Origin of the sequence: Blautia sp. MSJ-36, assembly GCF_018917985.1 — a bacterium.
Classification (GTDB): Bacteria; Bacillota; Clostridia; order Lachnospirales; family Lachnospiraceae; genus Blautia_A.
The window spans coordinates 113,392-138,388 of record NZ_JAHLPQ010000005.1 but is presented as its reverse complement, the minus strand read 5'-3'; the positions used below and the strand labels follow the sequence as shown (position 1 = coordinate 138,388).

General features: G+C 42.1%; 32 protein-coding genes and 1 pseudogene. 27 read left to right on the top strand and 6 right to left on the bottom strand.

The window, feature by feature from the left end; translation table 11 throughout:
• Positions 1-64 precede the first annotated feature (64 nt).
• Positions 65-562: a citrate lyase holo-[acyl-carrier protein] synthase gene (citX, locus tag KQI39_RS06070; protein ID WP_216417204.1), complete on the bottom strand. Its 498-nt coding sequence runs from the start codon at positions 560-562 to the stop codon at positions 65-67.
• Between the two features lie 24 nt (positions 563-586).
• Positions 587-1,633 carry a [citrate (pro-3S)-lyase] ligase gene (gene citC, locus KQI39_RS06065; protein ID WP_216417202.1) on the bottom strand — a complete coding sequence of 349 codons (1,047 nt, stop codon included), beginning with the start codon at positions 1,631-1,633 and terminating at the stop codon, positions 587-589.
• A 207-nt stretch (positions 1,634-1,840) separates the two neighbouring features.
• Here citC and KQI39_RS06060 point away from each other — a divergent pair, with 207 nt between their 5' ends.
• Positions 1,841-2,746 carry a DegV family protein gene (locus KQI39_RS06060; protein ID WP_216417200.1) on the top strand — a complete coding sequence of 302 codons (906 nt, stop codon included), beginning with the start codon at positions 1,841-1,843 and terminating at the stop codon, positions 2,744-2,746.
• 29 nt (positions 2,747-2,775) lie between these two features.
• On the opposite strand, the gene KQI39_RS06055 is transcribed toward KQI39_RS06060, so the two are convergent.
• Positions 2,776-4,155 (bottom strand): MATE family efflux transporter, encoded by a 1,380-nt coding sequence (locus KQI39_RS06055; protein WP_118071657.1) that lies wholly within the window; start codon positions 4,153-4,155, stop codon positions 2,776-2,778.
• A 151-nt stretch (positions 4,156-4,306) separates the two neighbouring features.
• On the opposite strand from KQI39_RS06055, the gene KQI39_RS06050 reads away from it, so the two are divergent.
• The 8 genes from KQI39_RS06050 (at position 4,307) to KQI39_RS06015 (ending at position 9,293) form a co-directional block, all read left to right on the top strand.
• Positions 4,307-5,170 (top strand): LysR family transcriptional regulator, encoded by an 864-nt coding sequence (locus tag KQI39_RS06050; protein ID WP_118071658.1) that lies wholly within the window; start codon positions 4,307-4,309, stop codon positions 5,168-5,170.
• 17 nt (positions 5,171-5,187) lie between these two features.
• Positions 5,188-6,333 (top strand): aldo/keto reductase, encoded by a 1,146-nt coding sequence (locus KQI39_RS06045; RefSeq protein ID WP_216417198.1) that lies wholly within the window; start codon positions 5,188-5,190, stop codon positions 6,331-6,333.
• A gap of 24 nt (positions 6,334-6,357) precedes the next feature.
• A complete protein-coding gene (locus tag KQI39_RS06040) occupies positions 6,358-6,591 on the top strand; it encodes a DUF3791 domain-containing protein (RefSeq protein WP_021976137.1) in 234 nt (77 codons plus the stop codon).
• Complete coding sequence (locus KQI39_RS06035; protein WP_118063129.1) at positions 6,591-7,061, top strand: DUF3990 domain-containing protein; 471 nt, start codon at positions 6,591-6,593, stop codon at positions 7,059-7,061. The genes KQI39_RS06040 and KQI39_RS06035 overlap by 1 nt, the downstream gene beginning before the upstream one ends.
• A complete protein-coding gene (locus tag KQI39_RS06030; RefSeq protein WP_021976135.1) occupies positions 7,058-7,285 on the top strand; it encodes a DUF3791 domain-containing protein in 228 nt (75 codons plus the stop codon). The genes KQI39_RS06035 and KQI39_RS06030 overlap by 4 nt, the downstream gene beginning before the upstream one ends.
• Before the next feature lie 19 nt (positions 7,286-7,304).
• A complete protein-coding gene (locus tag KQI39_RS06025; RefSeq protein WP_021976134.1) occupies positions 7,305-7,733 on the top strand; it encodes a hypothetical protein in 429 nt (142 codons plus the stop codon).
• A 75-nt stretch (positions 7,734-7,808) separates the two neighbouring features.
• Positions 7,809-8,285: a pyridoxamine 5'-phosphate oxidase family protein gene (locus KQI39_RS06020; RefSeq protein ID WP_216417196.1), complete on the top strand. Its 477-nt coding sequence runs from the start codon at positions 7,809-7,811 to the stop codon at positions 8,283-8,285.
• Between the two features lie 24 nt (positions 8,286-8,309).
• The gene (locus KQI39_RS06015; protein ID WP_216417194.1) at positions 8,310-9,293 is read left to right on the top strand and encodes a D-2-hydroxyacid dehydrogenase; all 984 of its coding nucleotides are present in this window, start codon (positions 8,310-8,312) and stop codon (positions 9,291-9,293) included.
• A gap of 44 nt (positions 9,294-9,337) precedes the next feature.
• Here the strand turns inward: KQI39_RS06015 and KQI39_RS06010 are convergent, their stop codons facing one another.
• Entirely contained in the window at positions 9,338-10,246 is a 909-nt protein-coding gene (locus tag KQI39_RS06010; protein WP_216417192.1) for an AraC family transcriptional regulator, read from the bottom strand.
• Positions 10,247-10,386: 140 nt separating this feature from the next.
• Between KQI39_RS06010 and KQI39_RS06005 the strand changes: the two genes are divergently transcribed.
• The 8 genes from KQI39_RS06005 (at position 10,387) to KQI39_RS05970 (ending at position 15,822) form a co-directional block, all read left to right on the top strand.
• A complete protein-coding gene (locus KQI39_RS06005) occupies positions 10,387-11,571 on the top strand; it encodes an MFS transporter (protein ID WP_148448106.1) in 1,185 nt (394 codons plus the stop codon).
• Positions 11,572-11,672: 101 nt separating this feature from the next.
• Complete coding sequence (locus KQI39_RS06000) at positions 11,673-12,113, top strand: MarR family winged helix-turn-helix transcriptional regulator (protein ID WP_021976129.1); 441 nt, start codon at positions 11,673-11,675, stop codon at positions 12,111-12,113.
• A 15-nt stretch (positions 12,114-12,128) separates the two neighbouring features.
• Positions 12,129-12,566, top strand: a complete 438-nt coding sequence (locus KQI39_RS05995) for an MATE family efflux transporter (RefSeq protein ID WP_148448108.1) — start codon at positions 12,129-12,131, stop codon at positions 12,564-12,566.
• Positions 12,550-13,188 carry an MATE family efflux transporter gene (locus tag KQI39_RS05990; protein ID WP_216417189.1) on the top strand — a complete coding sequence of 213 codons (639 nt, stop codon included), beginning with the start codon at positions 12,550-12,552 and terminating at the stop codon, positions 13,186-13,188. Before KQI39_RS05995 ends, KQI39_RS05990 begins: the two co-directional genes overlap by 17 nt.
• A 98-nt stretch (positions 13,189-13,286) precedes the next feature.
• Complete coding sequence (locus tag KQI39_RS05985; RefSeq protein ID WP_216417187.1) at positions 13,287-13,739, top strand: GNAT family N-acetyltransferase; 453 nt, start codon at positions 13,287-13,289, stop codon at positions 13,737-13,739.
• A 96-nt stretch (positions 13,740-13,835) separates the two neighbouring features.
• A complete protein-coding gene (locus tag KQI39_RS05980) occupies positions 13,836-14,420 on the top strand; it encodes an NUDIX hydrolase (protein WP_118063144.1) in 585 nt (194 codons plus the stop codon).
• The gene (locus KQI39_RS05975; protein ID WP_118071669.1) at positions 14,417-15,208 is read left to right on the top strand and encodes a carbon-nitrogen hydrolase family protein; all 792 of its coding nucleotides are present in this window, start codon (positions 14,417-14,419) and stop codon (positions 15,206-15,208) included. The genes KQI39_RS05980 and KQI39_RS05975 overlap by 4 nt, the downstream gene beginning before the upstream one ends.
• 17 nt (positions 15,209-15,225) lie before the next feature.
• The gene (locus KQI39_RS05970; protein WP_216417185.1) at positions 15,226-15,822 is read left to right on the top strand and encodes a thymidine kinase; all 597 of its coding nucleotides are present in this window, start codon (positions 15,226-15,228) and stop codon (positions 15,820-15,822) included.
• Positions 15,823-15,908: 86 nt separating this feature from the next.
• Here the strand turns inward: KQI39_RS05970 and KQI39_RS17660 are convergent, their stop codons facing one another.
• Complete coding sequence (locus tag KQI39_RS17660; protein ID WP_330653958.1) at positions 15,909-17,021, bottom strand: MATE family efflux transporter; 1,113 nt, start codon at positions 17,019-17,021, stop codon at positions 15,909-15,911.
• A gap of 180 nt (positions 17,022-17,201) precedes the next feature.
• Here KQI39_RS17660 and KQI39_RS05960 point away from each other — a divergent pair, with 180 nt between their 5' ends.
• The 5 genes and pseudogenes from KQI39_RS05960 to KQI39_RS05940 all read left to right on the top strand — a co-directional run bounded on the left by KQI39_RS05960 (position 17,202) and on the right by KQI39_RS05940 (position 20,324).
• Positions 17,202-18,086, top strand: a complete 885-nt coding sequence (locus KQI39_RS05960) for a LysR family transcriptional regulator (RefSeq protein WP_215707980.1) — start codon at positions 17,202-17,204, stop codon at positions 18,084-18,086.
• A 249-nt stretch (positions 18,087-18,335) separates the two neighbouring features.
• Positions 18,336-18,446: pseudogene (locus KQI39_RS05955) on the top strand (VOC family protein); the annotation flags it as partial.
• 58 nt (positions 18,447-18,504) lie between these two features.
• Complete coding sequence (locus KQI39_RS05950) at positions 18,505-18,864, top strand: DUF2500 domain-containing protein (protein ID WP_148448121.1); 360 nt, start codon at positions 18,505-18,507, stop codon at positions 18,862-18,864.
• Between the two features lie 38 nt (positions 18,865-18,902).
• Positions 18,903-19,691, top strand: a complete 789-nt coding sequence (locus KQI39_RS05945; protein WP_195567171.1) for a class I SAM-dependent methyltransferase — start codon at positions 18,903-18,905, stop codon at positions 19,689-19,691.
• Positions 19,692-19,730: 39 nt separating this feature from the next.
• Positions 19,731-20,324, top strand: coding sequence for an alpha/beta fold hydrolase (locus KQI39_RS05940; protein WP_215707981.1), 594 nt, complete (start codon positions 19,731-19,733; stop codon positions 20,322-20,324).
• Between the two features lie 78 nt (positions 20,325-20,402).
• Here the strand turns inward: KQI39_RS05940 and KQI39_RS05935 are convergent, their stop codons facing one another.
• The gene (locus KQI39_RS05935) at positions 20,403-21,038 is read right to left on the bottom strand and encodes a class I SAM-dependent methyltransferase (RefSeq protein ID WP_148448127.1); all 636 of its coding nucleotides are present in this window, start codon (positions 21,036-21,038) and stop codon (positions 20,403-20,405) included.
• Positions 21,039-21,230: 192 nt separating this feature from the next.
• Here KQI39_RS05935 and KQI39_RS05930 point away from each other — a divergent pair, with 192 nt between their 5' ends.
• From KQI39_RS05930 to KQI39_RS05915, 5 genes are read left to right on the top strand one after another with little or no spacing between them, the layout of a single operon-like run.
• Positions 21,231-21,848: a helix-turn-helix domain-containing protein gene (locus KQI39_RS05930; protein WP_148448129.1), complete on the top strand. Its 618-nt coding sequence runs from the start codon at positions 21,231-21,233 to the stop codon at positions 21,846-21,848.
• 5 nt (positions 21,849-21,853) lie between these two features.
• Positions 21,854-22,015 (top strand): hypothetical protein, encoded by a 162-nt coding sequence (locus KQI39_RS17300; RefSeq protein WP_244092664.1) that lies wholly within the window; start codon positions 21,854-21,856, stop codon positions 22,013-22,015.
• Between the two features lie 35 nt (positions 22,016-22,050).
• A complete protein-coding gene (locus KQI39_RS05925; RefSeq protein ID WP_253293080.1) occupies positions 22,051-22,506 on the top strand; it encodes a hypothetical protein in 456 nt (151 codons plus the stop codon).
• Positions 22,507-22,531: 25 nt separating this feature from the next.
• The gene (locus KQI39_RS05920) at positions 22,532-23,710 is read left to right on the top strand and encodes a hypothetical protein (RefSeq protein WP_216417181.1); all 1,179 of its coding nucleotides are present in this window, start codon (positions 22,532-22,534) and stop codon (positions 23,708-23,710) included.
• 5 nt (positions 23,711-23,715) lie between these two features.
• Positions 23,716-24,996, top strand: coding sequence for an ATP-binding response regulator (locus KQI39_RS05915; RefSeq protein WP_216417179.1), 1,281 nt, complete (start codon positions 23,716-23,718; stop codon positions 24,994-24,996).
• Position 24,997: the final 1 nt, after the last annotated feature.

The window sequence follows — 24,997 nt, the reverse complement described above, 5'->3', positions numbered from 1 at the left end:
GATAATCGAATCAAGAATGTCTCATGTTCGATTGCATATAATTTTGTGTCGTTTATAATCGATATTATCGGCTTAAGATTTCTTCGATTTTATCTTGCATTTCCGTGATCGTATGTTTGCGGGAACGGGCGCATTCCTGTGCCTGGCAGTCACAGATCAGACACTTCCGGTACGAAGGACGGGAAAGTTTCTGTCCGTCTGTGCCGATCACATCCATATCAAACAGTCGGCCGTAGGGATGGTTTTCTTCAATCTGTGTGGTGAGATCCTTGATCTTTTCAGCAGAAGCAGAAACACATAGCAGCATCTCAGGGCCGGTGATATCATCAAAAATCCGGGATTCCAGAACTTCCAGATTTTCTTTTTCAAGAGATGCCAGAAGAGCATCTTTCCCCGATCCGAAGCCCTTCCGGATCAGTGGTGTGGTTTTGATGGGCCCTGGAATATTCATGCAAAAAGAGATCACAGGATTCTGATATTTTTCTATAAATTCATTCTGGATCTGTACGCGTCTGTCGCGGCAGTACATCATATCGGTAATGGTAACTTCCTGACCTTCCATGGTTTTCACTCCTTATCAATCATGTTAATAGTGGATTACATTTTCACTTGCCTGAATTTTGTCGATAACAGGTCTGGCATCTGGGCTTTTGAAATAGTTCAGTGTTGTTTCCGGAACCAGTTCCGCTAGAAGTGGCCAGTTTTCTTCTTTCAGAGCCTGCCTTACCGTGGAGGCACTGATGACAGCTCCCTTGTTTTCTTTACGGGGAACGATCACACATTCAATTCCGTTTTCCGGTAATTTTTCAGACATGATCTGATTGTAGATGCCGGTAACCAGGCTTGTGGGTTCTTCACCGACATAACGCCTGTTGATTCCAAGTGCTGAGGCAATTTTTGTAAAAACAGTCAGATCCAGCATGGCATGGCTCTCGATCACAGCCTGCTCATCCTTCTGGAAATAACTTGGAAAGGTGGCGTTGCTGATAATGTAAGGTCCACTGTCGTGATAACGGATGTTTTTAAGATGTGCGGTTCCCTCCATAACCAGTTTCTTACGCACGGAAAAAGGAACCAGGCTGGCATCTTCGCTGACGATAAAAAGGTGAAGGATATCATTTTCAGAAGCGGCTTTTTCCACCAGATACTGATGCCCCAGAGTAAAGGGATTGGCGTTCATCACAAGGGCAGCAACGCGGGGAGCAGATTCCTTCTGCTTCTCCAGGGAATTCAGATAACCGGAAAAGCCGGTGCGCTTATTTTCCATAAAAACGATCTGACCGTTGATCCGGGCGATTTCATAAAATCCAAGATCCCCGAAAAATCTGGCAGAATCACATTTTGTATAGAGAAAAAGATGTGTGTTCCCGCGGGAAAACTGTACTTCGATCAGGTGGCTGACAATGGAATTCATCAGTCCCTCGCCCTGATGGGTGTGGCTCACTGCCATGCAGCGGAGGGTATTTCCAAAACAGCTTCCAGTTGCGATCAGATTCATCTCATCATCATACATCCCGCAGGTATAATCCAGGTTTGCATCCCTTCGGATCCCCTCAGCAGCAAGCAGCTCATCGACCAGATGATTTCCGTATTTATCTGCCTGACGGATCTGGGTGATAATATAATCAGACATGGCAATCTCCTTAGAATTCAAAGATGTTTATACAGCAATCTTATAACAACCGGAAAAAGATGTAAAGAAAAAGTCGGATTCACAAATGGAATAAAGTGATAGAGAAAATGAGGAATCCCCGTAAGTGTTATAGTTTTACATGGACAGAAATTGTCAAAATGATTATAATAAAAGAATTAACATTATTATCGTGTGAAGAGGGTTTTTATGGAAAAATATTTTACTATTGTAAGTGACGGTTCCTGCGATCTGCCGGAAGAGATCGTGAAAGAAAAAGAAATCGGCGAGGTGCATTTCCTGGTTTCTTTTGACGGAAAAGAATATAAAAAAGAAGGTGTAGAAATCCGTCTGGAGGATTTTTACGGGAAAATGGTGGCGGAGTCCAATGTTTTTCCGCTGACAGCGGCATCGTCCCCAAATGATTATTATGAAGTTTTTAAAGAAAAGGCAAAAGAGGGAAAAGATATCCTTTGTATCTGTATTTCAACCAAGCTTAGTTCCTCCATGCAGTCCGCAGAGATCGCAGCAAAGATGCTTGCAGAGAAGTATCCGGACATTCAGGTGAAGATCATTGACTCTCTGGCCTGTACGCTGATGCAGGGGCTCTATGTGCTGGAAGCCTGCAGATTGCGTGACCTGGGTTATACTCTGAAAGACGGCATTGAAAGAATGAACCAGCTGACAGATACCCAGAGAATCTTTTTTACGGTAGGAAATCTGGAATATCTGGAGCACGGCGGACGCATTGGAAAGGTTGCCAGCATTGCAGGTAAGCTTCTCAATGTAAAACCGCTGATTACCTTAAAGGACGGTGAGATTTATTCACCGGGGCTGAAAAGGGGCAGAAAAAAATCTATGGCAGGAACCATTGACCTGCTTCTTGATTACATGGAAGAGAACGGGTATACTCCAGAGAACTGTTCCCTGGTCATTGGTTACTGCTATGGATATGAAGAAGCGGAGAGCTTCCAGAAAATGCTGATGCAGAGCCTGGAAGAAAAATTCGGAACAACAGAGACAGTTCCCATTCACCGGATCGGAGCTACCATCGGTGTGCATACAGGCCCATATGCTATTGGGATTGGAATCATCCGGCGGAGTGATATGGTATAAGTTTAAGAAAGAACAGGGCCGGCAGACGATTAATGTCTGTCGGTCCTGTTTTGGTATCTGCGGGCCGGATGATAAACAAGCACTGCGATGAGAATAAGCAACGCTGTTGTGGACAGGCTGACAGGATAAACCATCATCAGGCTGGAAAAACTGCGGTGGTTCGGGAATACGGCATATACCCATGCAATCCTGGTTCCGCAGACACCGATGGTTGTAAGTAGTGCCGGGACAAAAGAAATCCCGAAACCCCGGAGATAGCCGGACATGATCTCATAGAGCAGACTGAAAATGTATGCGGAAAAGATAATGACCAGACGGGTATAACCGATGTCAATAACCTGGGGATCACTGTTAAACAGGGAGAGCAGGAATTTTCCGCTGGAGAGGATCAGGATAGCAGCTGCAGCAGTTGTTACCAGACCTTCGGCTACACATAACAGCAGAACTTTTTTGCATCGCCGGATCTGCTTTGCGCCATAATTCTGTCCCACGAATGTTGTGCAGGCCTGGCTGAATGAATTAAATACATAATATACCAGGATCTCAATATTGAAGGCTGCACTGGATGCTGCGATCACAAGAGTTCCAAGACTGTTGATAGCAGACTGGATCACCAGATTGGCGATATTAAATACGGCACTCTGGATTCCGGCAGGAAGTCCGATCCGCAGGATCTTCAGGAGACAGGCTCTGTCAATGGATAGTTTATGTAAGTCAAGATGTACCCATTTCTCTGTTTTTGTCAGTTTGATAAAAAGAATGGAGGAGCTGACAATATTGGCGATCACTGTGGCTGTGGCAACTCCGTTCACATTCATTCCAAGGACGATTACAAAAAAGAGATTCAAAAGCACATTCAATACACCGCCGCAGAACAGGGCCAGAAGAGGTGTCCTGGTATCGCCGGTACTGCGGAAAATAGCAGCCTCAAAATTAAAGAGAAAGATCACAGGCAATCCCAGAAGATAAATACGGATATACAAAAGTGCATATGGAAAAACATCTGCCGGAACATTAAGCAGATTTAAGAAATTTCCGATCAGCCATTCTCCAAGCAAAGTAGTCAGGATACCTGCCAGAAAAGCGGCCAGAACGGAAGTGTGCACAGCTTTCTGGACTTCATGCTCATCTTTTCTCCCGATAGCATTGGCAATGACAACATTGGTTCCCAGGGAGAGACCGATGAAAAGATTCAGGATCACGCCGATCACAGGGCTGTTGGCACCTACCGCAGCAATGGCAACAGTACGGTCTGTGCTGGCAAAATTTCCTACGATCGCAATATCCGATGCGTTAAACAGCTGTTCCAGAATTCCGGTTGCTGCTACAGGGAGAGCGTACAGAGGAATCTTATTCCAGATAGAACCGTTCAGGATATCCAGCTTTGCGGTCTGTTTTTTTGATTTCATAAAGAACACCTCATTGATTTTAGTAAAATGATAATGCAAACAGAAGCTTTTTTGCCTCATACCATATACAGTATATATCCTTGGAAAAATAATAGCAAATACCTATTAACTATGATATTATATAGCTAATAAGAATGATAGGAAGATGCTTATGGAAGTTCGTGAATTACGTTATTTTCTGGCAGTGGCAAGGGAAGAGAATATCACAAGGGCAGCAGAGAGCCTGCATATTGCACAGCCTTCTCTGTCAAAGCAACTGATGGAACTGGAGAAGAAACTGGGGAAAAAACTTCTGATCCGTGGAAAACGGAAGATCACTCTGACAGAGGAGGGGGTTCTTTTGCGCAAGCGGGCAGAAGAAATCCTGGAACTGGTGGAGAAGACCCAGCAGGAAATCAGCTCAGATACGGAAGATGTCATCGGAGATATTTATATGGGTGGAGGTACGCCGCCATCGGTTCTTGGGGCAGCTGCGAAGCTTCGGGAACGATATCCGGATGTGAAGTTTCATTTTTACAGTGGAGATGCCACAGACGTGTCGGAGCGATTGAACCATGGAACACTGGATTTTGCAGTTATGCTGCAGCCCATTGACAATATGAAATACGATTTTTTTTCCCTGAAAGAGATTTCACAATGGGGAATCCTTGCAAAGAAAGACGATCCATTTTCCAGCGGAAAAGTGATAACAAAAGAAGATATCAGGACAATGCCTCTCATCATGCATCAGAGAATTGGTCTTCAGAATGAGATTGCGCACTGGGCAGAAATGGATGTGGAGGACTTAAATATTGCGGCAACCTATAATGTGGTTCATGGAAGCCCCATTTCTTTTGTACAGCAGGGGTTAGGGTATTTTCTGACAACCAGAGAGATGCTGGCACCGGAACTGGATCCGGAAGTATGTTTTCTTCCGCTGGAACCCCAGCTTCCTACCAGACAGGCTCTGGTATGGAAAAAGCATGCGGTATTCAGTAAGGCAGCAGAGATATTTAAGAGTATAATTATAGAATAGATCAGGAGGAAAAAGTAATGAAAACAAGAAGATTAGGAAAAACAGAGCTTCAGGTCAGTGAGATCGGTTTTGGAGGAGAATGGCTGGAGCGCCATCCGGAGGAGGAAAGTATTGAGCTGATCCATTATGCATCTTCAAAAGGAATCAATATCCTGGACTGCTGGATGCCGGACCCGAAATCCAGAAATATCATTGGGGAGGGAATTAAGGAGAACCGTGACAAATGGTTTATCCAGGGACATATCGGATCAACCTGGAAGGATGAGCAATATTACCGTACCAGAGAGATGGAGTATGTGCGTCCTGCATTCGAAGATCTTTTAAAAAGACTCCAGACGGATTATATTGATCTTGGAATGATCCATTACGTAGATTCTGAGGAAGAATGGGATGATCTTCAGCAGTCTGAATATATGGATTACGTAATGGAACTGAAGAGAACAGGTGTGATCCGTCATATCGGTATGAGCTCCCATAATCCGAAAGTGGCGAAGAAAGCGGCAGAATCCGGCTATGTGGAGATGATCCTTTTCAGCATCAATCCTGCTTTTGACATGCTTCCTGCAAGTGAGAACATTGATACCATGTTTGCAGAAGAGTTTGACAGCAGTCTGAAGGGAATCGATGCAGACCGTGCCCGCCTGTACAAAGCATGCGAGGAAAATGATGTGGGAATCACAGTTATGAAGGGATTTGCAGGTGGAAGACTTTTTGATGAAAAACGTTCTCCTTTCGGTGTAAGCCTGACACCGGTACAGTGCATCCATTACGCACTTACAAGGCCGGCAGTCTGTTCCATCATGTGCGGCTACGATACAAAAGAGCAGGTCAATGATGCCGTAGCATATGAAACAGCAAAGGAGGGAGAAAAAGATTACGCGTCTGTGATCGCCAATGCACCGTTCCATTCCTATAAAGGAGAGTGCACCTACTGCGGACACTGCAAGCCATGTGCGGCAGAACTGGACATTGCCATGATCAATAAATTCTACGATCTTGCCACCATGCAGCCGGAAGTCCCCGCAACCATAAGATCCCACTATGAACTTCTGGAGCACAAAGCCTCCGAATGCATCGGCTGCCAGGAATGCGAAACCCGCTGCCCGTTTGGAGTGCCGATCGCAGAGAGGATGGAGAAAACTGCGAAGTTGTTTGGGTGTTGATATCTGATACAGGAGGCCTTGGGAATGATGAAACAAAACATAGAAAAGTCAAGAGAACTGGAGTTTGCGATATTTTGTATTGAAAATATAGCAGCAAAACTGGGTGTAAGTGCAGAAAAGGTATATGATGCGCTGACAGAAAAAAGTGATATTTTGAATGATTACATCATTCCGGAATATGAGATACTTCATACCCAGGGGAAAGAATATATTGTGGATGATATTATTGAGGTTATGAAAGAGAGAGGTGTTTTGTAATGATAGTATATCATGGCTCATGGCTTGAAGTGAAAAATCCAGATTTAAAACATTCCCGGTCAGATGTTGATTTTGGTAAAGGATTTTATGTGACACCTCTCAGAGACCAGGCTGTGAAATGGTGTGGAAAATTCAAACGGCGCGGTAAACAAGGGATTGTTACAACCTTTGAGTTTGAAGAAAACGCACAGGAAAATCTGAAAATTTTGAAATTTGATTCTTATTCTGAAGAATGGCTGGATTTTATTATGAATTGCAGAAGAGAAAAGGATGATTCAGATTATGATATTGTTATGGGCGGAGTGGCCAATGATAAAGTGTTCAATACGGTTGAACTGTATTTTGATCAGTTGATTGACAAAAATGAGGCAATTAGCAGACTGAAGTATGAAAAGCCGAATATGCAAATCTGTTTTCGCACAGAGGAGTCTTTGGAGCATCTTCATTATGAGAGGAGTTTTGAAGTATGAATGCTAATCCGATTTTGTTACAAAAGAAATATGTACGGATAGTAGAATTATTTGCAGAAAAAATGGGGATTTCTGTTGAAACAGCATTGGGTATTTTTTATCATTCACAGCTGTATCAGTTGATAAGTGAGGGAATTTCAGATATGCATTGTATGAGTGATGGATATCTGGCGGAAGAGCTGGAAATAGAATATAACAAAAAACAGCCATGGAACATGGAATAAGTAACAAGGGGAAAAATTCATGCAGGTAGAACAATACGTAATGGCCTATGGCATTGAGCAGGACAGGATCAGGGCAATCATTCCGGAGGGATTTGTTTCTCTGCGTCCGGTTCTCAGAATCAATGCAGAGATCCAGGACAACAGTAATGGTTATCTGGAATTTAACACACCGGTAGAAAAAGACAATGCGGGATGTTATTTCCTGAAAGAAACACCGGAATTAAAAAAGCCGGAGACGATCGCCGAGAATAAAGAATTCTGTGACTGCACATTTCAGTGGAAGTTTACTGAAAAGGATGCCCATGGTGTCAGCATCGGAAAAACCCTTCCAGCCTATCCACAAGAGCCGGAAACGACCTATCCCAGAGATACATTTACAGCAGAAAATGCAGCAAAAATTCCATGCAGACAGGTGCTGGGAACATATAAAGTTATTTTTGAAAGATAGTAAAGTAAAGATAACGAAAAAACAGTCATAGCAGACAGAAAATAGACTAATACAGGGCAAGAGGAGGACTAGCTTATGTTTCGAAAAATGAGAAGATCCAAACAGGAATTAACCAAAGAAGAATGTATCGAAATCCTGAAAAAAGAACCAAGAGGCGTGCTTTCCGTGCAGGGAGAGGATGGATATCCCTATGGAATGCCTATGACCCACTGGTATAACGAGAAAGATGGAAAAATCTATTTCCACGGAGCAAAATCTGGTCATAAGATTGATGCCATCAAAAATTGTGACAAAGTTTCATTCTGTGTTATGGACGAGGGATATCGAAAGGAAGGAGAATGGGCACTAAACATTCGAAGTGTGATTGTGTTTGGACGCCTCCGTATAGTGGAAGAACCGGAAAAGATCGTGGAAATCTGCACAAATTTATGCAAAAAATTCACGGATGATAAAGCATACGTGGAACATGAACTGAAACATTCCGGTCCTGCAGTTCTCTGCCTGGAGCTGGAACCGGAGCATATGACCGGAAAACTGGTAAATGAGTCCTGAAAATCGCCTGCGGAGAAGAACATCATGGAAAATACAGAGAAGAAAATAAAAGTCCTGATAAAGCCACAGTGTGACGCGGAAATCCGAAACAGGTTTATAACAAAATTTGGAGAGAAATGTGAGTTTGTTTTTGAAGAAAATGAAACCAGGGACTCCATTACAACAGCAGAGGTTGTGATCGGAGAACCGGAAGAATCGGAACTTCGGAAAGCCGAAAATCTCCATTGGATCCAGCTGACCTGGGCTGGCGCAGACAAATATACAAAAATGAAAATATTCCCGGAAACTATTACATTGACCAATGCTTCCGGAGCTTTCGGAAAAATTATATCGGAATATGTGATCGGGAACATCATTGCCTTGTATCGAGGACTTCCTGTTTACTGGAAAAACAAGCAGGAATGTCTCTGGGTACAGAATAGATCATCAGACACCATATATGGAAAAAATGTTCTTATCCTGGGAACCGGTGACATCGGAAAAAACATCGCTCACAGAATGCAAGCATTTGAAACCCATGTGACTGGAATAAAAAGAACAGCAGTCTCAGAACATTCGCAGCAGCTGAAAGACTTTGATGAGGTATACGATCTGACAGCACTGGATGATAAACTGCCACAGGCGGACATTGTGATCGGCTGCCTTCCGGGAACTTTGGAAACAAAAGGACTTCTGAATTACGACCGTCTGCATTCCATGAAAAAAGATGCAGTTCTAATCAATGTAGGAAGAGGAAGCCTTATTCCAACAGAAGACCTGATCCGGGCATTACAGGAGGGCCACTTAAAAGGCGTAGTCCTGGATGTATTTGAGACAGAACCACTTCCGTTCGATTCTCCGCTGTGGGAAATGGACCAGGTTATTCTCACCCCACACATCGCAGGCCCAAGTTTCGGAGGAAACGCAGAAGTTCAGGATATGATCTGGAACATTTGCATGGAAAATCTGGAACGATATCTGAACGGAAAAGAATTAAAGAATATTGTCCGGTTAAATGAGGGATATTAACAAAGGCGATGAATATCGGTGCAAGGCTCGTACCCGGAAGTATCTCAGGAAAATTTGCCGGGAAAATTAACGGATGATTTCGCTTCAGTTCGATATTGAGAGGGAGATTTTCCTACAAGTTTTTTAAAGATCCTGCAAAAATAACTGACATTGTCATATCCGACTCTGACAGAAACGCTGGCTATTTTGTCAGAGCTTTCCCTTAATATTTTGCAGGCGATGCTGATACGATATTGAATAAGATACTCGACCGGGGATATTCCGATATTTTCCCGGAAATAGCGTAAAGCGGTGTTGGGACTGATATTCGCTGCAGCTGCAATATCTGTCAGTGATATTGGGGCGGCGTAGTGTGTCTGGATATACTCGAGCATTATTGGAATCATGCGTTCAGAGTGTGAAGGCAGAACACTTGATCTGGGAGTAAGCTGTTCCGGGGAAAGATGCTCTGTCATAATAAGCCAGATTTCACTTAAAAGGTTATGAATGAGAAGCTCCTGTCTTTCCGGTGAGGCCAGATTAAGAAACAATTGACCGCAGAGATCCAGAATATGTTTTTGCCATGTTTGCTGCTTGAAAATAACGCAGGGAAGCATGGCATTTTCTAATGGCAGAATATATTTTTTGTAAATAAGACTTTCATTTGGAGCAAGAAAAGTGGGGGAAAATACAATATTAGGCATGACGCCATAGTTTTCGGCTGTGAAATGATGCAGCATACCACTGTTGATAAAAATTCCTTCGCCGGAATGTAAGGTATAGGTTTTCTGCTCAACCTGGCAAGTAACAGTACCCTCTGAAACGCAGATGATCTCAAATTCCTTATGCCAGTGCCAATTGATATCGTTATTATAAAATTTTCGAGTATCATCTATATAAAATTCCAAAGGAAAATCAGGTCCGCCGTGTTTTGTGGTTTCCTGCAGATTGCTGTTTGTATGAATGTTCTGCATGAGATTACAAAATTCCTTTCTGTTATATATAGTGATATTGTACTATAAAATGAAAGAAAAGTGCAATTACAATTTTAAAATGTGGTGATATAATACAAAAGATTGAAAAGGAATTACAATAATATGGAGGAGGATTTCTGATGAAAGACAAATATCAGAAAACGGTATATGCCTGTTTTGTGGGTTACATCGTGCAGGCAATCGTAAATAACTTTGTGCCGCTGCTTTTTCTGACATTTGAAAAAAGCTACCATATTCCACTGAGCCAGATCACAATGCTGATCACATTCAATTTCGGGATCCAGCTGCTCATTGATCTTCTGTCTGCAAAATTTGTAGACCGGATCGGCTACCGGATTTCCATTGTTCTGGCTCATGTATTTTCAGCGGCAGGACTGATCTGCCTGGTGATCCTGCCGGATCTTTTGCCTAATGCATTTGCGGGATTATTTATTTCCGTAGTGATCTATGCAGTAGGCGGCGGATTGATCGAAGTGCTGATCAGCCCTATTGTGGAGAGCTGCCCAAGTGATAATAAAGAAAAGGCAATGAGCCTTCTTCATTCTTTTTACTGCTGGGGGCATGTTGCAGTGGTTCTGCTTTCTACGATTTTCTTCCGGATATGCGGAATTGAAAACTGGAAGATCATGGCACTGATCTGGGCGATCATTCCAGTAGTGAATGGTATCGCATTTACAAAAGTTCCTATTGCAACGCTCATCGAAGAGGGTGAGACAGGAATGACCATAAAAGAATTATGCAGAAATAAAACATTCTGGATTCTGATGTTGATGATGCTGTGTGCGGGAGCCAGCGAGCAGGGCGTCAGCCAGTGGGCATCCACATTTGCGGAGATGGGACTTGGCGTAAGTAAGACCATCGGTGATCTTGCAGGTCCTATGGCATTTGCAATCCTGATGGGAAGTTCCAGAGCTTTTTATGGAAAATTCGGAGACCGGATCGATCTGGACAAATTTATGATCGGCAGCAGCATTCTCTGTATTATTTCCTATCTGTGTATCTCCCTTGCACCATCTGCATTTGTGTCATTGATCGGCTGTTCCATCTGCGGATTTTCCGTAGGGATCATGTGGCCGGGAAGTTTCAGCAAGGCATCCATGGCACTGCGAAGAGGAGGTACATCCCTGTTTGCGCTTCTGGCACTGGCCGGAGATGTAGGATGCTCCGGAGGTCCGACTTTAGTTGGATTTGTGTCCGGGATATTATCAGACAACCTGAAAAAAGGAATCCTGGCAGGGGTTATTTTCCCTGTATTTTTGCTGGTGGGAATTCTGCTTCTGGGAAAGAGCCGGAGTGCAGAGTGAAATAATTCTTAAATTTTATAAATTGCTATTGACAATAGTACGATTTCGAACTAATATCTAACGGTACGAAATCGTACTATTTTTTATGGAGGTAAATATCATTGACAAACCGGGAAAAAATTGACCGGATCTATGAATCAGCACAGAAAATAGATCAGGTATATGATGTATGGGCTACGAAACATAAATTAACTTTATATGAAATGATGATGTTTTATGAAATTTTTCAGAAGGAAAACAGGGAGATCACACAGAAAGAGTTAAGTATGAAACTGGGAGCACCTAAGACTTCTGTTAACAGCCTTATTAAGAAACAGTTAAATGCAGGATATATCTGGATGCAGGTTAATCCACAGAACAAAAGAGAAAAGATCATATCACTGACAGAAAGTGGAGAACGTTTTGCCAGAAATCTGGTTCAGCCGCTGTTTCAGTATGAGGAAGAAGTCATAGGAATGCTGGATGACAGAGATGTGGAAACTGTTATTACAGTACAGAATAAATTTGCGGATATCTTACTGAGTAAGATGGAAGATATATAAGAGAGGAGATATTTTTTGGATACACAAGTTAAATTAGAACATGAAGTCAGTTTCCGCTGGCTGATCGTATTTGCATTGCCAACGATTTTATCCAGTATTTTTTCCAGCCTGTATTCTACGGTGGATGGGATTTTTATTGCAAGACTGGTGGATACAGATGCGTTATCTGCGATCAATATCACAATGCCAATGATCTTTCTTGCGTCGGCAATCGGAATGATGTTTGGCAGTGGTGGAAATGCACTGGTAGCAAAAAAATTAGGAGAAGGTAAGCAGAGAGAAGCACAGGAAGATTTTTCACTGGGGACTGGCAGGCGCAGCTATTGCAACAGGAATCGGATATGCATTTCCGTCCATTGCAGGAATTTTATGGTTCAGCTTCAATCGAAAACAGATTTTGCACATTGTAAGACCAAAGTGGAGAATGCGGACTATTGTGAACAGCTGTATTAATGGCGCTTCAGAGATGGTCAATGTGCTTGCATTTTCTGTAATCGCGATTCTGTTTAACCGTATTCTGATGAAGATTGGCGGATCAGATGGAGTGGCTTCTCTGACGATTATCCTGTATGCACAGGAACTGTTCGGCGGATTGTTCCGTGGTTATATAAATGGAATTTCTTCTGTTGTCAGTTATAATCTGGGACGTGGAGATAAAGAACGGCTTTCCAAGCTGTTCTGCATCAGTATATGGACTTTGGGAATTGCAGGAATTGTGGTCACTGTGCTAAGTTATCTGGCAGGCGGTGCTATAGTAGATTTTTTTGCAAAAAACAACGCCCAGGTGGAGACGATCGCACTGTATGGATTCCGGATCGTGGCAACCAGCTTCCTGATGATGGCCTACAACGTATTTGCATCCGGCTGGTTCACTGCATTAAACGATGGAAAAACATCTGCGATCTTATCTTTCTGCCGAACTGTCATTTTCATGATCGCGCCGGTACTGATACTGCCAGGGATCTTTGGCATGGATGGAGTATGGATGTCCATTACAGCTGGTGAGGTTTTGAGTATTCTTATGAGTATTTTTTATTTCAGAAAATACAGAAATATGTGGAGCGTAAAAGTATAAAATGGGACAGGGAAGCTTCCGAAATTGAGGAGGCTGCTCTGGCTTTTTTATGGTATACTGATATCAGTTTGATATAAGATAAACGAGAGGATAAATAGATGGAAAAAAAGATCGTTCAGGTTCAGGAGAGAACTCAGCAACTGATCCGGCAGTTATTAAATGTCTGGGAAAGTTCTGTACGGGCAACCCATGATTTTCTTTCGGAAGAAGAGATCATCAAGATCAGGGAATATGTTCCCATGGCAATAGAAAATGTAGAATATCTGATCATTGCGGAAAAAGAATTCGGAGAGCCTGTTGCATTTATGGAAATTGACAGTAATCGGCTGGAAATGCTCTTCCTTTCTCCGGAGGTCAGAGGAAAAGGGCTTGGAAAGCAGCTGCTTCAGTACGGTATTGAAACTTATAACATTCAGGAACTCACCGTAAACGAACAGAATCCCCAGGCAGTCGGCTTTTATGAGCATATGGGATTTCAGACATATAAAAGAACGGAGTATGATGAGGAAGGGAATCCGTATCCGCTTTTGTATATGAGGCTATCCAGATAAGCAAAAGGTTTATTTGTCTGTTAACAGGTACAGGATGCGGGATTTACCAGTGGTGTATTGATATTGTGTTGATAAAGTCGAAAGGAAAGGATAACAATGAACTGCCAGAAACTGATCAATCAGATAAAAGAATATAAGCCTTATAACGAGCAGGAGGAGAGAGATAAAATCCTGATCCTGGACTGGATCAGAAATAATGAGAATGCTTTTTCCAGAGAAAATACAGTAGCCCATATGACGGCTTCCGCCTGGGTTGTGAACAGGGAGCGAACCAGAGTTCTTATGGTATATCACAATATTTACAACTCCTGGTCCTGGCTTGGAGGACATGCGGATGGGGAGACGGATCTTCTGTCTGTTGCGATCCGGGAGGTAAAGGAAGAAGCCGGAATCTCCAATGTTCATCCGGTGTCCGAGGAGATTTTTTCTATGGAATCCCTGACTGTAGATGGTCATGTGAAAAAAGGAAAATACGTATCCAGCCATCTGCACTTTAATATCACATATTTCCTTGAGGCAGACCCGGAAGAAGCGGTTTCCATAAAAGCAGATGAAAACAGCGGCGTAGCCTGGTTTTCACCGGAAGAAGCATTGGAGAGATCTACAGAACCGTGGTTTGTGGAGCATGTTTATAGCAAACTTTTGGAAAAAATGAAGGATGTGAAGGGGAACGGTAAATGAAAATTGCACTTGTACAGATGAGTATGGGAAAGGAAATATCCGAGAATCTTGATAAAAGCCTGAAATACTGTGATATGGCAGAAAACTGTGATCTGGTCTTTTTTCCGGAAATACAGCTGACACCGTTTTTTCCGCAGTATCACAATATATGTGTGGATCATTACTGTATAGATATGGATAATGATGCACTGGTAAGATTGTGCCAGAAAGCCAGGGAGCATCGATATTATTTATCACCAAATGTCTATCTGGAATCAGAAGGAGCCAGATACGATACTTCTCTTTGGATCTCCCCGGAAGGAAAAATCCGAGATACTGCAAAAATGGTCCACATCGCACAGAATGAAAATTTTTATGAGCAGGATTATTATACACCGGCGGAGGACGGCTTTAAAGTTTTTGCCACACCATTTGGAAAGATCGGCATTGTAATCTGTTTTGACAGACATATGCCGGAAAGCATCCGTACCTGTGCAAAAAAAGGTGCAGACCTGATCATAGTCCCGACTGCAAATACAAAAGCAGAGCCAATGGAAATGTTTGAATGGGAAATGCGGGTTCAGGCCATGCAGAACCAGGTTTTCATTGCCATGTGCAACCGTGTCGGAACAGAAGATAAAATGCAGTTTGCCGGGGAATCCATCGTGATCGATCCAAGAGGGAAAGTCCTTGCAAAAGCAGATGACAGGGAGCAGTTACTGGTGTGTGATATTGATCTGCAGGAGGTAAAAAAAGTCAGAAGCAGCCTGGATTATTTATCCCTTCGAAGACCTGAGCAGTATGAGTAATAAAGGAGAAACAAAAAATGGCAAAACTATATTTCAGATACGGGGCGATGGGAAGCTCGAAATCTGCCAATATTCTGATGGTTCGTTATAATTATGAAGAACGTGGGCAGTATGCGGTGTTGCTGAAACCAAGAACAGATAACAGAGATGGAGAGCACGAGATCCAGTCCCGCATAGGTCTGGCGGCTCCGGCTGAATATGTGGACGATTTTATGAAAAAAATTTCGGAATTATGGGATACCAGGGAAGCAGAATATCTGTATCACGAAAAAAAAGTAAATGCCATTCTGGTGGATGAAGCACAGTTTCTTTCCCCGGAAGAAGTCGATACATTATCAGATATTGTGGATTTTTATGAGATTCCGGTTCTCTGCTATGGCCTTCGTACAGACTTTTTGAACCACCTGTTTCCCGGTTCCAGGCGACTGATGGAAATAGCAGATGTTATCGAAGAAGTTCCCACTGTCTGCTGGTGCGGGAAGCGTGCACAGTGCAATACCCGATATTCCAACGGAAAGATTGTGCGGGAAGGTGCCCAGATCATGTTGGGATCAAATGAGAGCTATGTGGCGCTTTGCAGAAAACATTATAAAGAAGGGAAATTGTGGAAATGAGATAACATCCTGAACACAGGTCGCGAAGCGGATTGCGAATGTCCTCTTTACGCACGGAAGAATATGATACTTCAAAGCCAGATAAGTCAAAACGTCTTATCTGGCTTTTTTGCAATGAATCCGATTGTAATAAGGATTATCGTTAACACCCATGAAATCGGGAACGCATAATACAGAATATTTAACTGATGATAATGTCTGAAAACCGTACAGATCCATACAATGCGAAAACAGCAGGTTCCAATAATAGTAGCAACAGCCGGGTACAGGGAATGTCCGGTACCTCTTAATACGCCTGCCGGGATCTCGTACAGGTTGCACAGCGGTTCGAAAAAAAGAATGCACAGGATACGAAGGCAGGCATTTTGTATCACTGTTTGATCTGCAGAAAAAAATCCTACAAAAAAATTCCGGAATATGACAAGTGGTTCAATAAGGATCAGACTGCTCACAATAGAGAAGACCAGACATATCCGCAGAATTTTTCTGCATCGGCGAAGCTGCCCGGCAGAGTAATTCTGGCTGGTAAAGGTGGTAGCTGTCTGACCGAAAGCAGTAATCACGTAATAGGTAAAATATTCAAAGTTCATGGCAATAGTACTGCCTGCAATTGAAGAAGAGCCAAAGCTGTTCACAGAGGCCTGTACAAATATATTGGCAAAGCAGAATACAGCACCCTGGATGGCCGAAGGGATTCCCACCTTAAGAATTGCACTTACAGATCCGGAATAAAGATCACATTTATGAAGTGCAAATGGAAAAGAAGAAGTATCCTTTTTCAGGCGGCAGATTATAAGGATCGCAGAACCAAAATCATAAAGCAGCAGAAAGGGATAACTGACAAAATAGATCCGAAGATAAAGCACGGAGGAATCAAGGATATCGGAAGGTGTTTTGATAAGACCCAGTAACGGTGCAGAAATACACTGACCGATAATAAGGCCGGCCACACCGATCATTACAGCCAGGGACATGGCTGTGCGGATGATAGGAACAATATTCTGTTCTTTATGCTGCCCGATCTGCTGAGCAACCAATACATTGACTCCTACAGATAATCCGGATGACAGAGCCACGATCAGGGCAATAATTTTTCCGTTGGTCCCTACGGCAGCAAGAGAAGACGATGTGTCGAATAATCCTACGATCGCAGTGTCGGCTGCATTAAATAATTGCTGCAGCATACTGCTGAGGGCAATCGGAATGGTAAAAAAAGAATACTTCTGTATAAAGAACCTGTGAGCATATCGATGTTTTTTTCTGAATAGCGCATATCTTTAAATCCTTTCCCAATAATCTTGAATCATTGTAACTCAATTATTATAATAGAAAAAGCGAATATATTTGATAAATAACATCGAAAAAAGGAATGATAATAAATGGATAAGAATTTGCTGAAATATCTTGCTTTTGTAAAAACAGTAGATACAGGGAGCTTTACGAAAGCCGCAGACAGTCTGAATTATGCACAGTCATCGATCAGCAAGATGATCGCGGATCTGGAAAAAGAGTGGGGGATTTCGTTATTGCAGCGGAATAAAAAGGGCGTCTGTCTGACTTCTTCCGGCAAACAGATCCTGCCATATGTAAGAAAAATAGTAAGCGATTTCGAGGAAATACAGCAAAAGGTGAATGAGATCAACGGAATCCAGAGCGGTACTGTCAGGATCGGAACTTTTTCCAGTGTGGCGATCAACTGGCTGCCGGATGTGTTTGCAAGGTTTCAGAAAGATTATCCGGGAATTGATTATGAAATGCTTCTGGGCGATTATGAGGAAGTGGAAAAATGGATCGATGAAGGACGTGTAGACTGCGGTTTTCTGCGGCTGCCGGCAGGTGGGGCCTTTGATGTGATAAGTCTTAAAAAAGATGAATACAAGGCTGTACTTCCGGTAGATCATCCCCTTGCAGAGAAAAAATTACTGGATTATGAAGATCTGAACGATCAGTCTTTTTTGCTTCTGGAGCACGGAGGAAAAACGGAGGTATCCGAATTGCTGGAGAAGAACCATGCACATCCCAATATCCGTTTTACCACATGGGAAGATTATGCCATCATGTCAATGGTGGAGCGGGGACTGGGAGTGGGAGTGCTTCCGGATATGATCCTGAGACGAATTCCATACCAGATCGCGATCCGATCATTCAGAAATCCATATTTCAGAGAAATTGGACTGGTAATGAAAGACAGAACAAAGCTGACTCCGGCAACCAGGAAGTTTATAGAATATCTTACGATCAATGAACGGTTGGAACGGCTGTGATCTTCAACTGTGTTATTTGGTTCAATTCATTTTTACAGGAGTTGGTCAATATATTCAGCCGATTATTGCAACAAATTACGGTGGTGGAAATTGTGGTGTTATTCATCAGTGTCATGTTTTTGAAATTTTCTCAGACATCCGAGTACTCCGAAAGAATTCAGAAGATGAAGTGACTGACAGTAAATATGTTAGTTGTATAGAACATTATAGTATGGTAAACTTCAATTAATAAGAGTTGGAGGAGTGTCTATGAAATTAAAAAACGTTTTGATAGTAGTAAAAGACATCGAAAAATCGAAACAGTTTTATCATGATCTGTTTGGCTTGGATATGATATTGGATAATGATGGAAATCTGATCGAGGTAGGAACGCCGATATAATAAAAGAATCTCTGGGCAGATAAAGGGGGAAGAAATTATGTTTTATGGACTTGACCAGGTATTTAATATTTTATTTGCAATTATATTTTTCTGTGTCTTAGGAACGATGGTTTATATTTTTGTGAAAAATATCAGCACATGGAATAAAAATAACAATTCTCCCAGGTTAACGGTCACTGCTAAGATTGTTGCAAAGCGAACGAAGGTTTTCCATAATCAGCAGTCTGATGGTTTCAGCACCACTACATCAACCAGTTACTATGTGACTTTTGAAGTAAAAAGCGGTGACCGGATGGAGCTGTCTGTCGCAGGAAAGGAATATGGTCAGATGGCAGAGGGAGATGTTGGTGAATTAAGTTTTCAGGGAACCAGATTTCTTGGATTTGAGAGGAACTGAAAAAATGACGGAATATGTGGGAATTGGAGGTAAGAAGCATGAAAGAAAAAACAAATTATGGAAACTGGGTACCAGAGAAAATGCTGTATCTGATGTTTGGGCTGGCAGCAGTCTTTCTTGTAATTACTGTAGCAGCGAAGGCTGTGTTGCATAAGCCGGTGATTGCTATAGTGCTGGGGGCGCTCTGCATACTGTCACTGCTCTATGCAGTCTACATGCTGATCTGCCATGAAATTTTCGCATTTGGAAAAGGCAATATGATGGCAGGAGTCCATGAGCATCTTGTGGATTATCTTAAATGGAACGGAGAAGGGAAGCTTCTGGATATCGGATGCGGAGCTGCTGCACTTACAGTTCGCTGTGCAAAAGCGTTTCCTGAGGCCAGGATCACCGCAGTGGATTACTGGGGAGTAGAATGGAGTTATGCAAAAGAGCAGTGTGAGAGAAATGCGCGGATCGAGGGAGTTGCAGATCAGATCACTTTCTGGAAAGGTGATGCTGCAAAACTGGATTTTCCGGACGGAACGTTTGATGCTGCAGTGAGCAACTTTGTATTTCATGAAGTGCGCTCTGCAAAAGACAAGAGAGATGTGGTAAAAGAAGCGCTCAGAGTAGTAAAAAAAGGTGGAGCTTTTTCCTTCCAGGATATGTTTTCTCAGAAAGCACTGTACGGAGATATGGATGAATTTGTCCGTATATTAAAAGCAGAGGGAATCTCAGAAGTACATTACATAGGAAACCTGGAGAAGAAGCTGGAGTTCATTCCAGGTTTTGTGACAACACCGTGGATGATAAGGGGAATGGGCATTCTGTATGGAAAAAAATAAGTCAGAGACAGAATAGATAAGAGCTGTAAAAAATAGAGTTTGCACGGTTTTTTTGAAAAGCTTGGGATCAAAGAGCCGGTTTTTATAGGTGCAAGTGATGGCGGTATGGTTGCCCAGATCTACACGCAGGCGTATCCAAAGGAAGTTGGAGGGTTTATTCTGATTTCAACAGGCGGTATGGATGCAGAGACGATAAAAAGTCTCAGGAAAAAGTATTTTTTGGCACCGCTGATGCTGTTTTATATGAAGCATTGTAATTATGAGAAACCGAAACTGATCAAAGTCGGAATGGGACACAGCCGGAACGAGAGCAAAGAAGAACTTGCATATGCCAAAGATATGTTTGAAACCATTTTCAAAGATTATACCAAAGAAAAAGATGTGCATATTTCTGGTCTGCTTGCTGATCTGATGAAGCAGACGCCGGTTACGGAAACGGATTTTAGGATGCTTAAGGGAAAAATACTTCTGATACTTCCAGACCAGGATTTCTTTTCCGGAAAGATGCAGAAAGACCTTATACAACTGATGCATGATCCTGTCATCCAGTATGTTTCAGGCGGACATCTCTCTACGATCTTGAAAGCGGATGATTATGTAAAAGTGATCCGGGATTTTCTGGAAAGTATATAGAAGTGTGCATTGGGACAGGATATAGGCTTATGCTGAAATATCAGTATTAAAAGAATTGCGGGAGGAAATGATAAAAAATCATTTCCTCGCAACAAGATGCGCGCGGAAGCCTTTCTGCTTTTCCATAGTCAGTACGGTGAATCCGGCTTTTTCTGCCATGGCGATGAATTCTGCAGGTTTGTGTATCTTTACATCGCCGTGTCCGAACAGATTAGCCAGGGGCATCTCCAGATGATTCATAAGCCAGACAACAAAGTTGGAGGAAGTATAGTCGCGCAGGATCAGGCGGCCGCCTTTACGCAGGACACGGTAGGTACTGTTAAAAAAGTCCTGGGGATTTGGATAATGATGAAAGCTGTTTGCACAGATAACGGCATCAAAAGAATCATCCTCAAAGGGCAGATTTTCACTGTCACCTACAAGAAATTCCGTGTTGGAGAGATTCTTGGCCTGGGCCACATGGATCATTTCAGGAGTAAGATCCAGACCGGTGTAGTGTTTATCCGGATATTTCTCATGAAGAAGTTCGATCATCGGGCCGGTTCCACAGCCGCAGTCCAGGACATCATGAAAAGATTCTTTTTCCAGTTCTGCCAGAATCGGAGGATAATCGTCTTTGCACATTTCGTAAATACCGGCATGGCCGCTGTCATAGATTTTGGCTGCCTGCGTAAATTCTTTGACAGAAAGTTTTTTATATTCTTCAGGGGTCATAGCAACGCCTCCTTGATATTGATTTGCTGTTAGATTCTACTAACTAACGGTATCATAAATTTCAGGAAAAGTCAAAAGGAATATGGTTGATAAAACATGACAGAGCTAATATTTGCGTAAGAAAGAAGTGTCAAGAAATAAAAACTTGACACTTCTTTCTTTTGCATGTTATAGTCAAACTGAGGTGGTTATATGAAAGTAAAAGAACCAGACTTAACGGAACAGATCAGAGAGATTTTTGGTACAACAGATGCTAAAGAATTAAGGCGAATCGCAGAAGATGCAGCATGCTACAGAAAAAAAGGAAATTCTGCAAACAGGAGTCCTGTCGGCAGAAAGAATTCTTTTACAGATCCACAGCTTGCGAATATCCTTGCGTTGCAGAAGCAGGGTGTGAAGATTACAGAAATTGCAAAAAAATACCATGTATCCAGACAGACGATCTACAGTCAGATAAAACGTGTGCATAATTTCAGTGAAGATCCAGATGTAAAAATGAGGATGTATTTTATGAACAGGGATTATCTGTGCACGATGATAGATATAGATTTTTTACACGAAAAAATTTATATTAAAAATTATACGGATCAGATACCATTAAGAGCATTTGGAGTTGTGGATAATCCAAGCTGGAATGATTTTGAGTATTTTCTGGAGGACAGATGTTTTCCCAGGACACGCGATCATGCAAAAGAAATCCTGAGAGATATGAGAATTCCTTTTTACGATCCACTTCTGATTATTGAAAAAACAGATGGATATATGGAAGGGGATCACCAATGGATCATGATGGTAAAAAAGGAGAGATGATTTTTATGGATAAAGTTGAAATTGATAAATATTCTCCTTTGCATAAGACAGGGCATATATCAAAAGGTGATCAACGTAAATGGAAGATTGAGAACCTGTGGTACAAGGCGGATTATATGGGATATGAGAGCCTGGCAGAGGTACTTGTTTCGAAGCTTCTGGGCTGACTGATTTTGAAGAAGTTACGGAAAGAATTCAGTATATGGTAGAACAGGTTGAACGTATAACTGAGATTGAAGGTTTTGGCAAGTATATTACGGCAATGTTGGAGATTGATGCTTTTTTTGTAAATGAGGACAGACATACCAATAATATTGCTGTGATCTATAATGAAAAAACACAGCGATATTCGCTCAGCCCTTTATTTGACCAGGGACTTTGCATATTTGCAGATACCAGTGTGGACTATCCACTAGAATTATCCTACGAGGCTTGCCTGGAAAAAATAGAATTAAAACCTTTTAGCATGGATTTTGACATTCAGCTTGAGGCAGCAGAAGAATTATATGGAACCCAGATAGATTTTAATTTCAACATTGAGGATGTAAATGCCATTCTGGATTCCGTTGCGGGGATATATTCTGAAGAAATCTGTAATCGAATTAGGGAATTGTTGCGTTATCAGATTCGAAAATATTCTTATCTGATAAAAAAATAATCAACATCATCAGGGAGGTGATGCCATGCCGTCATATAAAGAACAATTTAACCTGAATATTTTTGACCATAGTTCTGTAGGATATTGCGTGCTGGAACTTGTGCTGGACGATAAAGGACAGCCGGTGGACTGGATCTACCGTTACTGTAATCAGGCCTTTGCAGATATAAAAGACTACAGGCTGGAAGCGATGATCGATCGGTCCTTTCTGGATCTGTTCCCGAAAATTGATGAGAAGTGGTTATACGCCTGTTATGGGGCGGCATATGAGAACAGGTCCAGTGAAATGGTGATTCGAAAAGGAAAAAAATATCATGTGACAATCACACCTATCGGGAAGAGCGGATTCTGTTCCGGACTGATCCAGGCATGGGATAAGGACAGAAATCCAGATGACGAGATACAGGACCCGCTAAGCGATGAAGAATTTATCATAAGAAAACTATTTCCGGAGTACGTTTCCCTGTATCGGATAGAACTTAATTCCGGAAAATTTGAGATTCTCCGTCTTGCTGAAAATACAAATGCCAGAAAACTGGCGGACAGGAAAGACAAAACATTTGCCAATTTTGATGATTATGCGAAAGAATATGCGGATTCCTTTATTTTAGAACAGGACAGAGAAGAATTCCTGAACTGGCATACCTGCAGAAATATAAAGAGAAGGCTTTGTAATACGGAAAAGATTACCTATCATTACCAGAGCGTTTCAGAAACAGAAAAAAATAAATATTATGAAGCCTATGCGGTACAGGGAAAAAGCGATGAGAAAACATTTACCATATTTTTAGGATATCGCAGTATAGACAGTATTCTTTATAAGGAAAAAGCGACACAGAAACGACTGGAGAAAGCACTGGAGGAAGCGGAACTGAGAAACGAGATCATATCTTCCATTGCAAAAACATATCAGTATATATCAAGAATTGATATCCAGGCGGACTGGTTTGAAGAAATTTCAAACAAAGATAAAGAACAGTTGAATTTTATAAACTCCGGTGTTCTGTCAGTCAATAATAAAAAAGTATACAGACAATATATTGCGGAGGAATATCAGGAGGCATTTTTTAAATTTACAGATATTTCTACGCTGCCGGAACGAATGAAGAATGAAGAAACCATTGCCATGGAATACCGGATGAAGGATGGAAACTGGCATAAACTTCGTTTTATTGAAAAAAAAGGGACACAGATGGAAATCTGACACATGTGCTCTGTGCGATCCGAAGTATCAGTGCGGCAAAGAAACGGGAAGCATCGCTTCTGTATCAGGTGGCGGAAGCGAAAAAAGATGCAGCTCTTAAATCCAGGTTTTTGTCAAACATGAGTCATGATATCCGTACACCAATGAACGGGATCATCGGTATGATCGATCTTGCAAACCATTATCCAAATGATCTTGAAATGCAGCAAAAATGCAGAGATCAGGTTCTGGAATCCTCCAAACATCTGGTTTCTCTTGTAAGCAATATACTGGATATGAGTAAACTGGAATCCGGAGATATTATTGAACAGGAACTGGATTTTGATCTCACAGAGGTGTTAAGCAGAGCAAATACCGATAAGCAGATTCTGGCGGAAGAAAAAAATATTGATTATGTGGTGGACTGGAAAAGAGGAAATCTTAAGCATGTATATCTGGTAGGAAACCCGGCTTATTTGGAGCGACTTCTGACGATAGTTGCGGATAATGCGGTGAAATTTACAGAACCAGGAGGCACGATACATGTATGGTGTTGGGAAAAATCTGTGGATGACAGTCATGTGATGTATGAATTTGTATGCGAGGATAACGGAATCGGCATGAGTGAAGAGTTTATAAGCCATGCATTTGAGATGTTTTCTCAGGAAAATGAAACCAGCAGAACCAAATACGAAGGTGCGGGGCTTGGCCTTGCGATTGCTAAGAAGATTGTAGAAAGAATGGAAGGTACCATTGAGATAAAAAGTAAAAAGGGCAGTGGGACAGCTGTAACAATGACACTTCCGTTTAAGATCGGACAGCCGGAAAAAAACGAAATTTCAAAAACAGATAACGGAACCAGGCAGGAAATGTCTTTTGAGGGAATGCGCGCCCTGATAGCGGAAGATAATGAACTGAACATGGAAATTGCAAAATTTATGCTGGAAAATAACGGAATCCGCGTAGAGTGTGCGGCTGATGGGGAAGAAGCAGTGAAAAAATTTGAAAAAGCGCAGCCGGGGTATTATGATGTGATTTTCATGGATATTATGATGCCAAATATGAATGGCTGGGATGCGGCACGCAAGATCCGTTCCATGAAGAGAACAGATGCCGGAACAATACCGATCATTGCCATGAGCGCCAATGCATTTTCTGAGGATATCATTAACAGCCGTATTTCCGGGATGAACCAGCATCTTACCAAACCTCTTGAGGAGGCAAAAATTTTGGCTGAGCTTAAAGAGTGTCTGAGCAGGCAGGAAAGCGGCCCTGGCTCTGCTGGATCAGATCAGAAGAAAGGATAAA

Coding starts and splice junctions, on each gene's coding strand:
- citX (WP_216417204.1), bottom strand. CDS start 562: ATGGAAGGTCAGGAAGTTACCATTACCGATATGATGTACTGCCGCGAC.
- citC (WP_216417202.1), bottom strand. CDS start 1,633: ATGTCTGATTATATTATCACCCAGATCCGTCAGGCAGATAAATACGGA.
- KQI39_RS06060 (WP_216417200.1), top strand. CDS start 1,841: ATGGAAAAATATTTTACTATTGTAAGTGACGGTTCCTGCGATCTGCCG.
- KQI39_RS06055 (WP_118071657.1), bottom strand. CDS start 4,155: ATGAAATCAAAAAAACAGACCGCAAAGCTGGATATCCTGAACGGTTCT.
- KQI39_RS06050 (WP_118071658.1), top strand. CDS start 4,307: ATGGAAGTTCGTGAATTACGTTATTTTCTGGCAGTGGCAAGGGAAGAG.
- KQI39_RS06045 (WP_216417198.1), top strand. CDS start 5,188: ATGAAAACAAGAAGATTAGGAAAAACAGAGCTTCAGGTCAGTGAGATC.
- KQI39_RS06040 (WP_021976137.1), top strand. CDS start 6,358: ATGATGAAACAAAACATAGAAAAGTCAAGAGAACTGGAGTTTGCGATA.
- KQI39_RS06035 (WP_118063129.1), top strand. CDS start 6,591: ATGATAGTATATCATGGCTCATGGCTTGAAGTGAAAAATCCAGATTTA.
- KQI39_RS06030 (WP_021976135.1), top strand. CDS start 7,058: ATGAATGCTAATCCGATTTTGTTACAAAAGAAATATGTACGGATAGTA.
- KQI39_RS06025 (WP_021976134.1), top strand. CDS start 7,305: ATGCAGGTAGAACAATACGTAATGGCCTATGGCATTGAGCAGGACAGG.
- KQI39_RS06020 (WP_216417196.1), top strand. CDS start 7,809: ATGTTTCGAAAAATGAGAAGATCCAAACAGGAATTAACCAAAGAAGAA.
- KQI39_RS06015 (WP_216417194.1), top strand. CDS start 8,310: ATGGAAAATACAGAGAAGAAAATAAAAGTCCTGATAAAGCCACAGTGT.
- KQI39_RS06010 (WP_216417192.1), bottom strand. CDS start 10,246: ATGCAGAACATTCATACAAACAGCAATCTGCAGGAAACCACAAAACAC.
- KQI39_RS06005 (WP_148448106.1), top strand. CDS start 10,387: ATGAAAGACAAATATCAGAAAACGGTATATGCCTGTTTTGTGGGTTAC.
- KQI39_RS05985 (WP_216417187.1), top strand. CDS start 13,287: ATGGAAAAAAAGATCGTTCAGGTTCAGGAGAGAACTCAGCAACTGATC.
- KQI39_RS05980 (WP_118063144.1), top strand. CDS start 13,836: ATGAACTGCCAGAAACTGATCAATCAGATAAAAGAATATAAGCCTTAT.
- KQI39_RS05975 (WP_118071669.1), top strand. CDS start 14,417: ATGAAAATTGCACTTGTACAGATGAGTATGGGAAAGGAAATATCCGAG.
- KQI39_RS05970 (WP_216417185.1), top strand. CDS start 15,226: ATGGCAAAACTATATTTCAGATACGGGGCGATGGGAAGCTCGAAATCT.
- KQI39_RS05960 (WP_215707980.1), top strand. CDS start 17,202: ATGGATAAGAATTTGCTGAAATATCTTGCTTTTGTAAAAACAGTAGAT.
- KQI39_RS05950 (WP_148448121.1), top strand. CDS start 18,505: ATGTTTTATGGACTTGACCAGGTATTTAATATTTTATTTGCAATTATA.
- KQI39_RS05945 (WP_195567171.1), top strand. CDS start 18,903: ATGAAAGAAAAAACAAATTATGGAAACTGGGTACCAGAGAAAATGCTG.
- KQI39_RS05935 (WP_148448127.1), bottom strand. CDS start 21,038: ATGACCCCTGAAGAATATAAAAAACTTTCTGTCAAAGAATTTACGCAG.
- KQI39_RS05930 (WP_148448129.1), top strand. CDS start 21,231: ATGAAAGTAAAAGAACCAGACTTAACGGAACAGATCAGAGAGATTTTT.
- KQI39_RS17300 (WP_244092664.1), top strand. CDS start 21,854: ATGGATAAAGTTGAAATTGATAAATATTCTCCTTTGCATAAGACAGGG.
- KQI39_RS05925 (WP_253293080.1), top strand. CDS start 22,051: ATGGTAGAACAGGTTGAACGTATAACTGAGATTGAAGGTTTTGGCAAG.
- KQI39_RS05920 (WP_216417181.1), top strand. CDS start 22,532: ATGCCGTCATATAAAGAACAATTTAACCTGAATATTTTTGACCATAGT.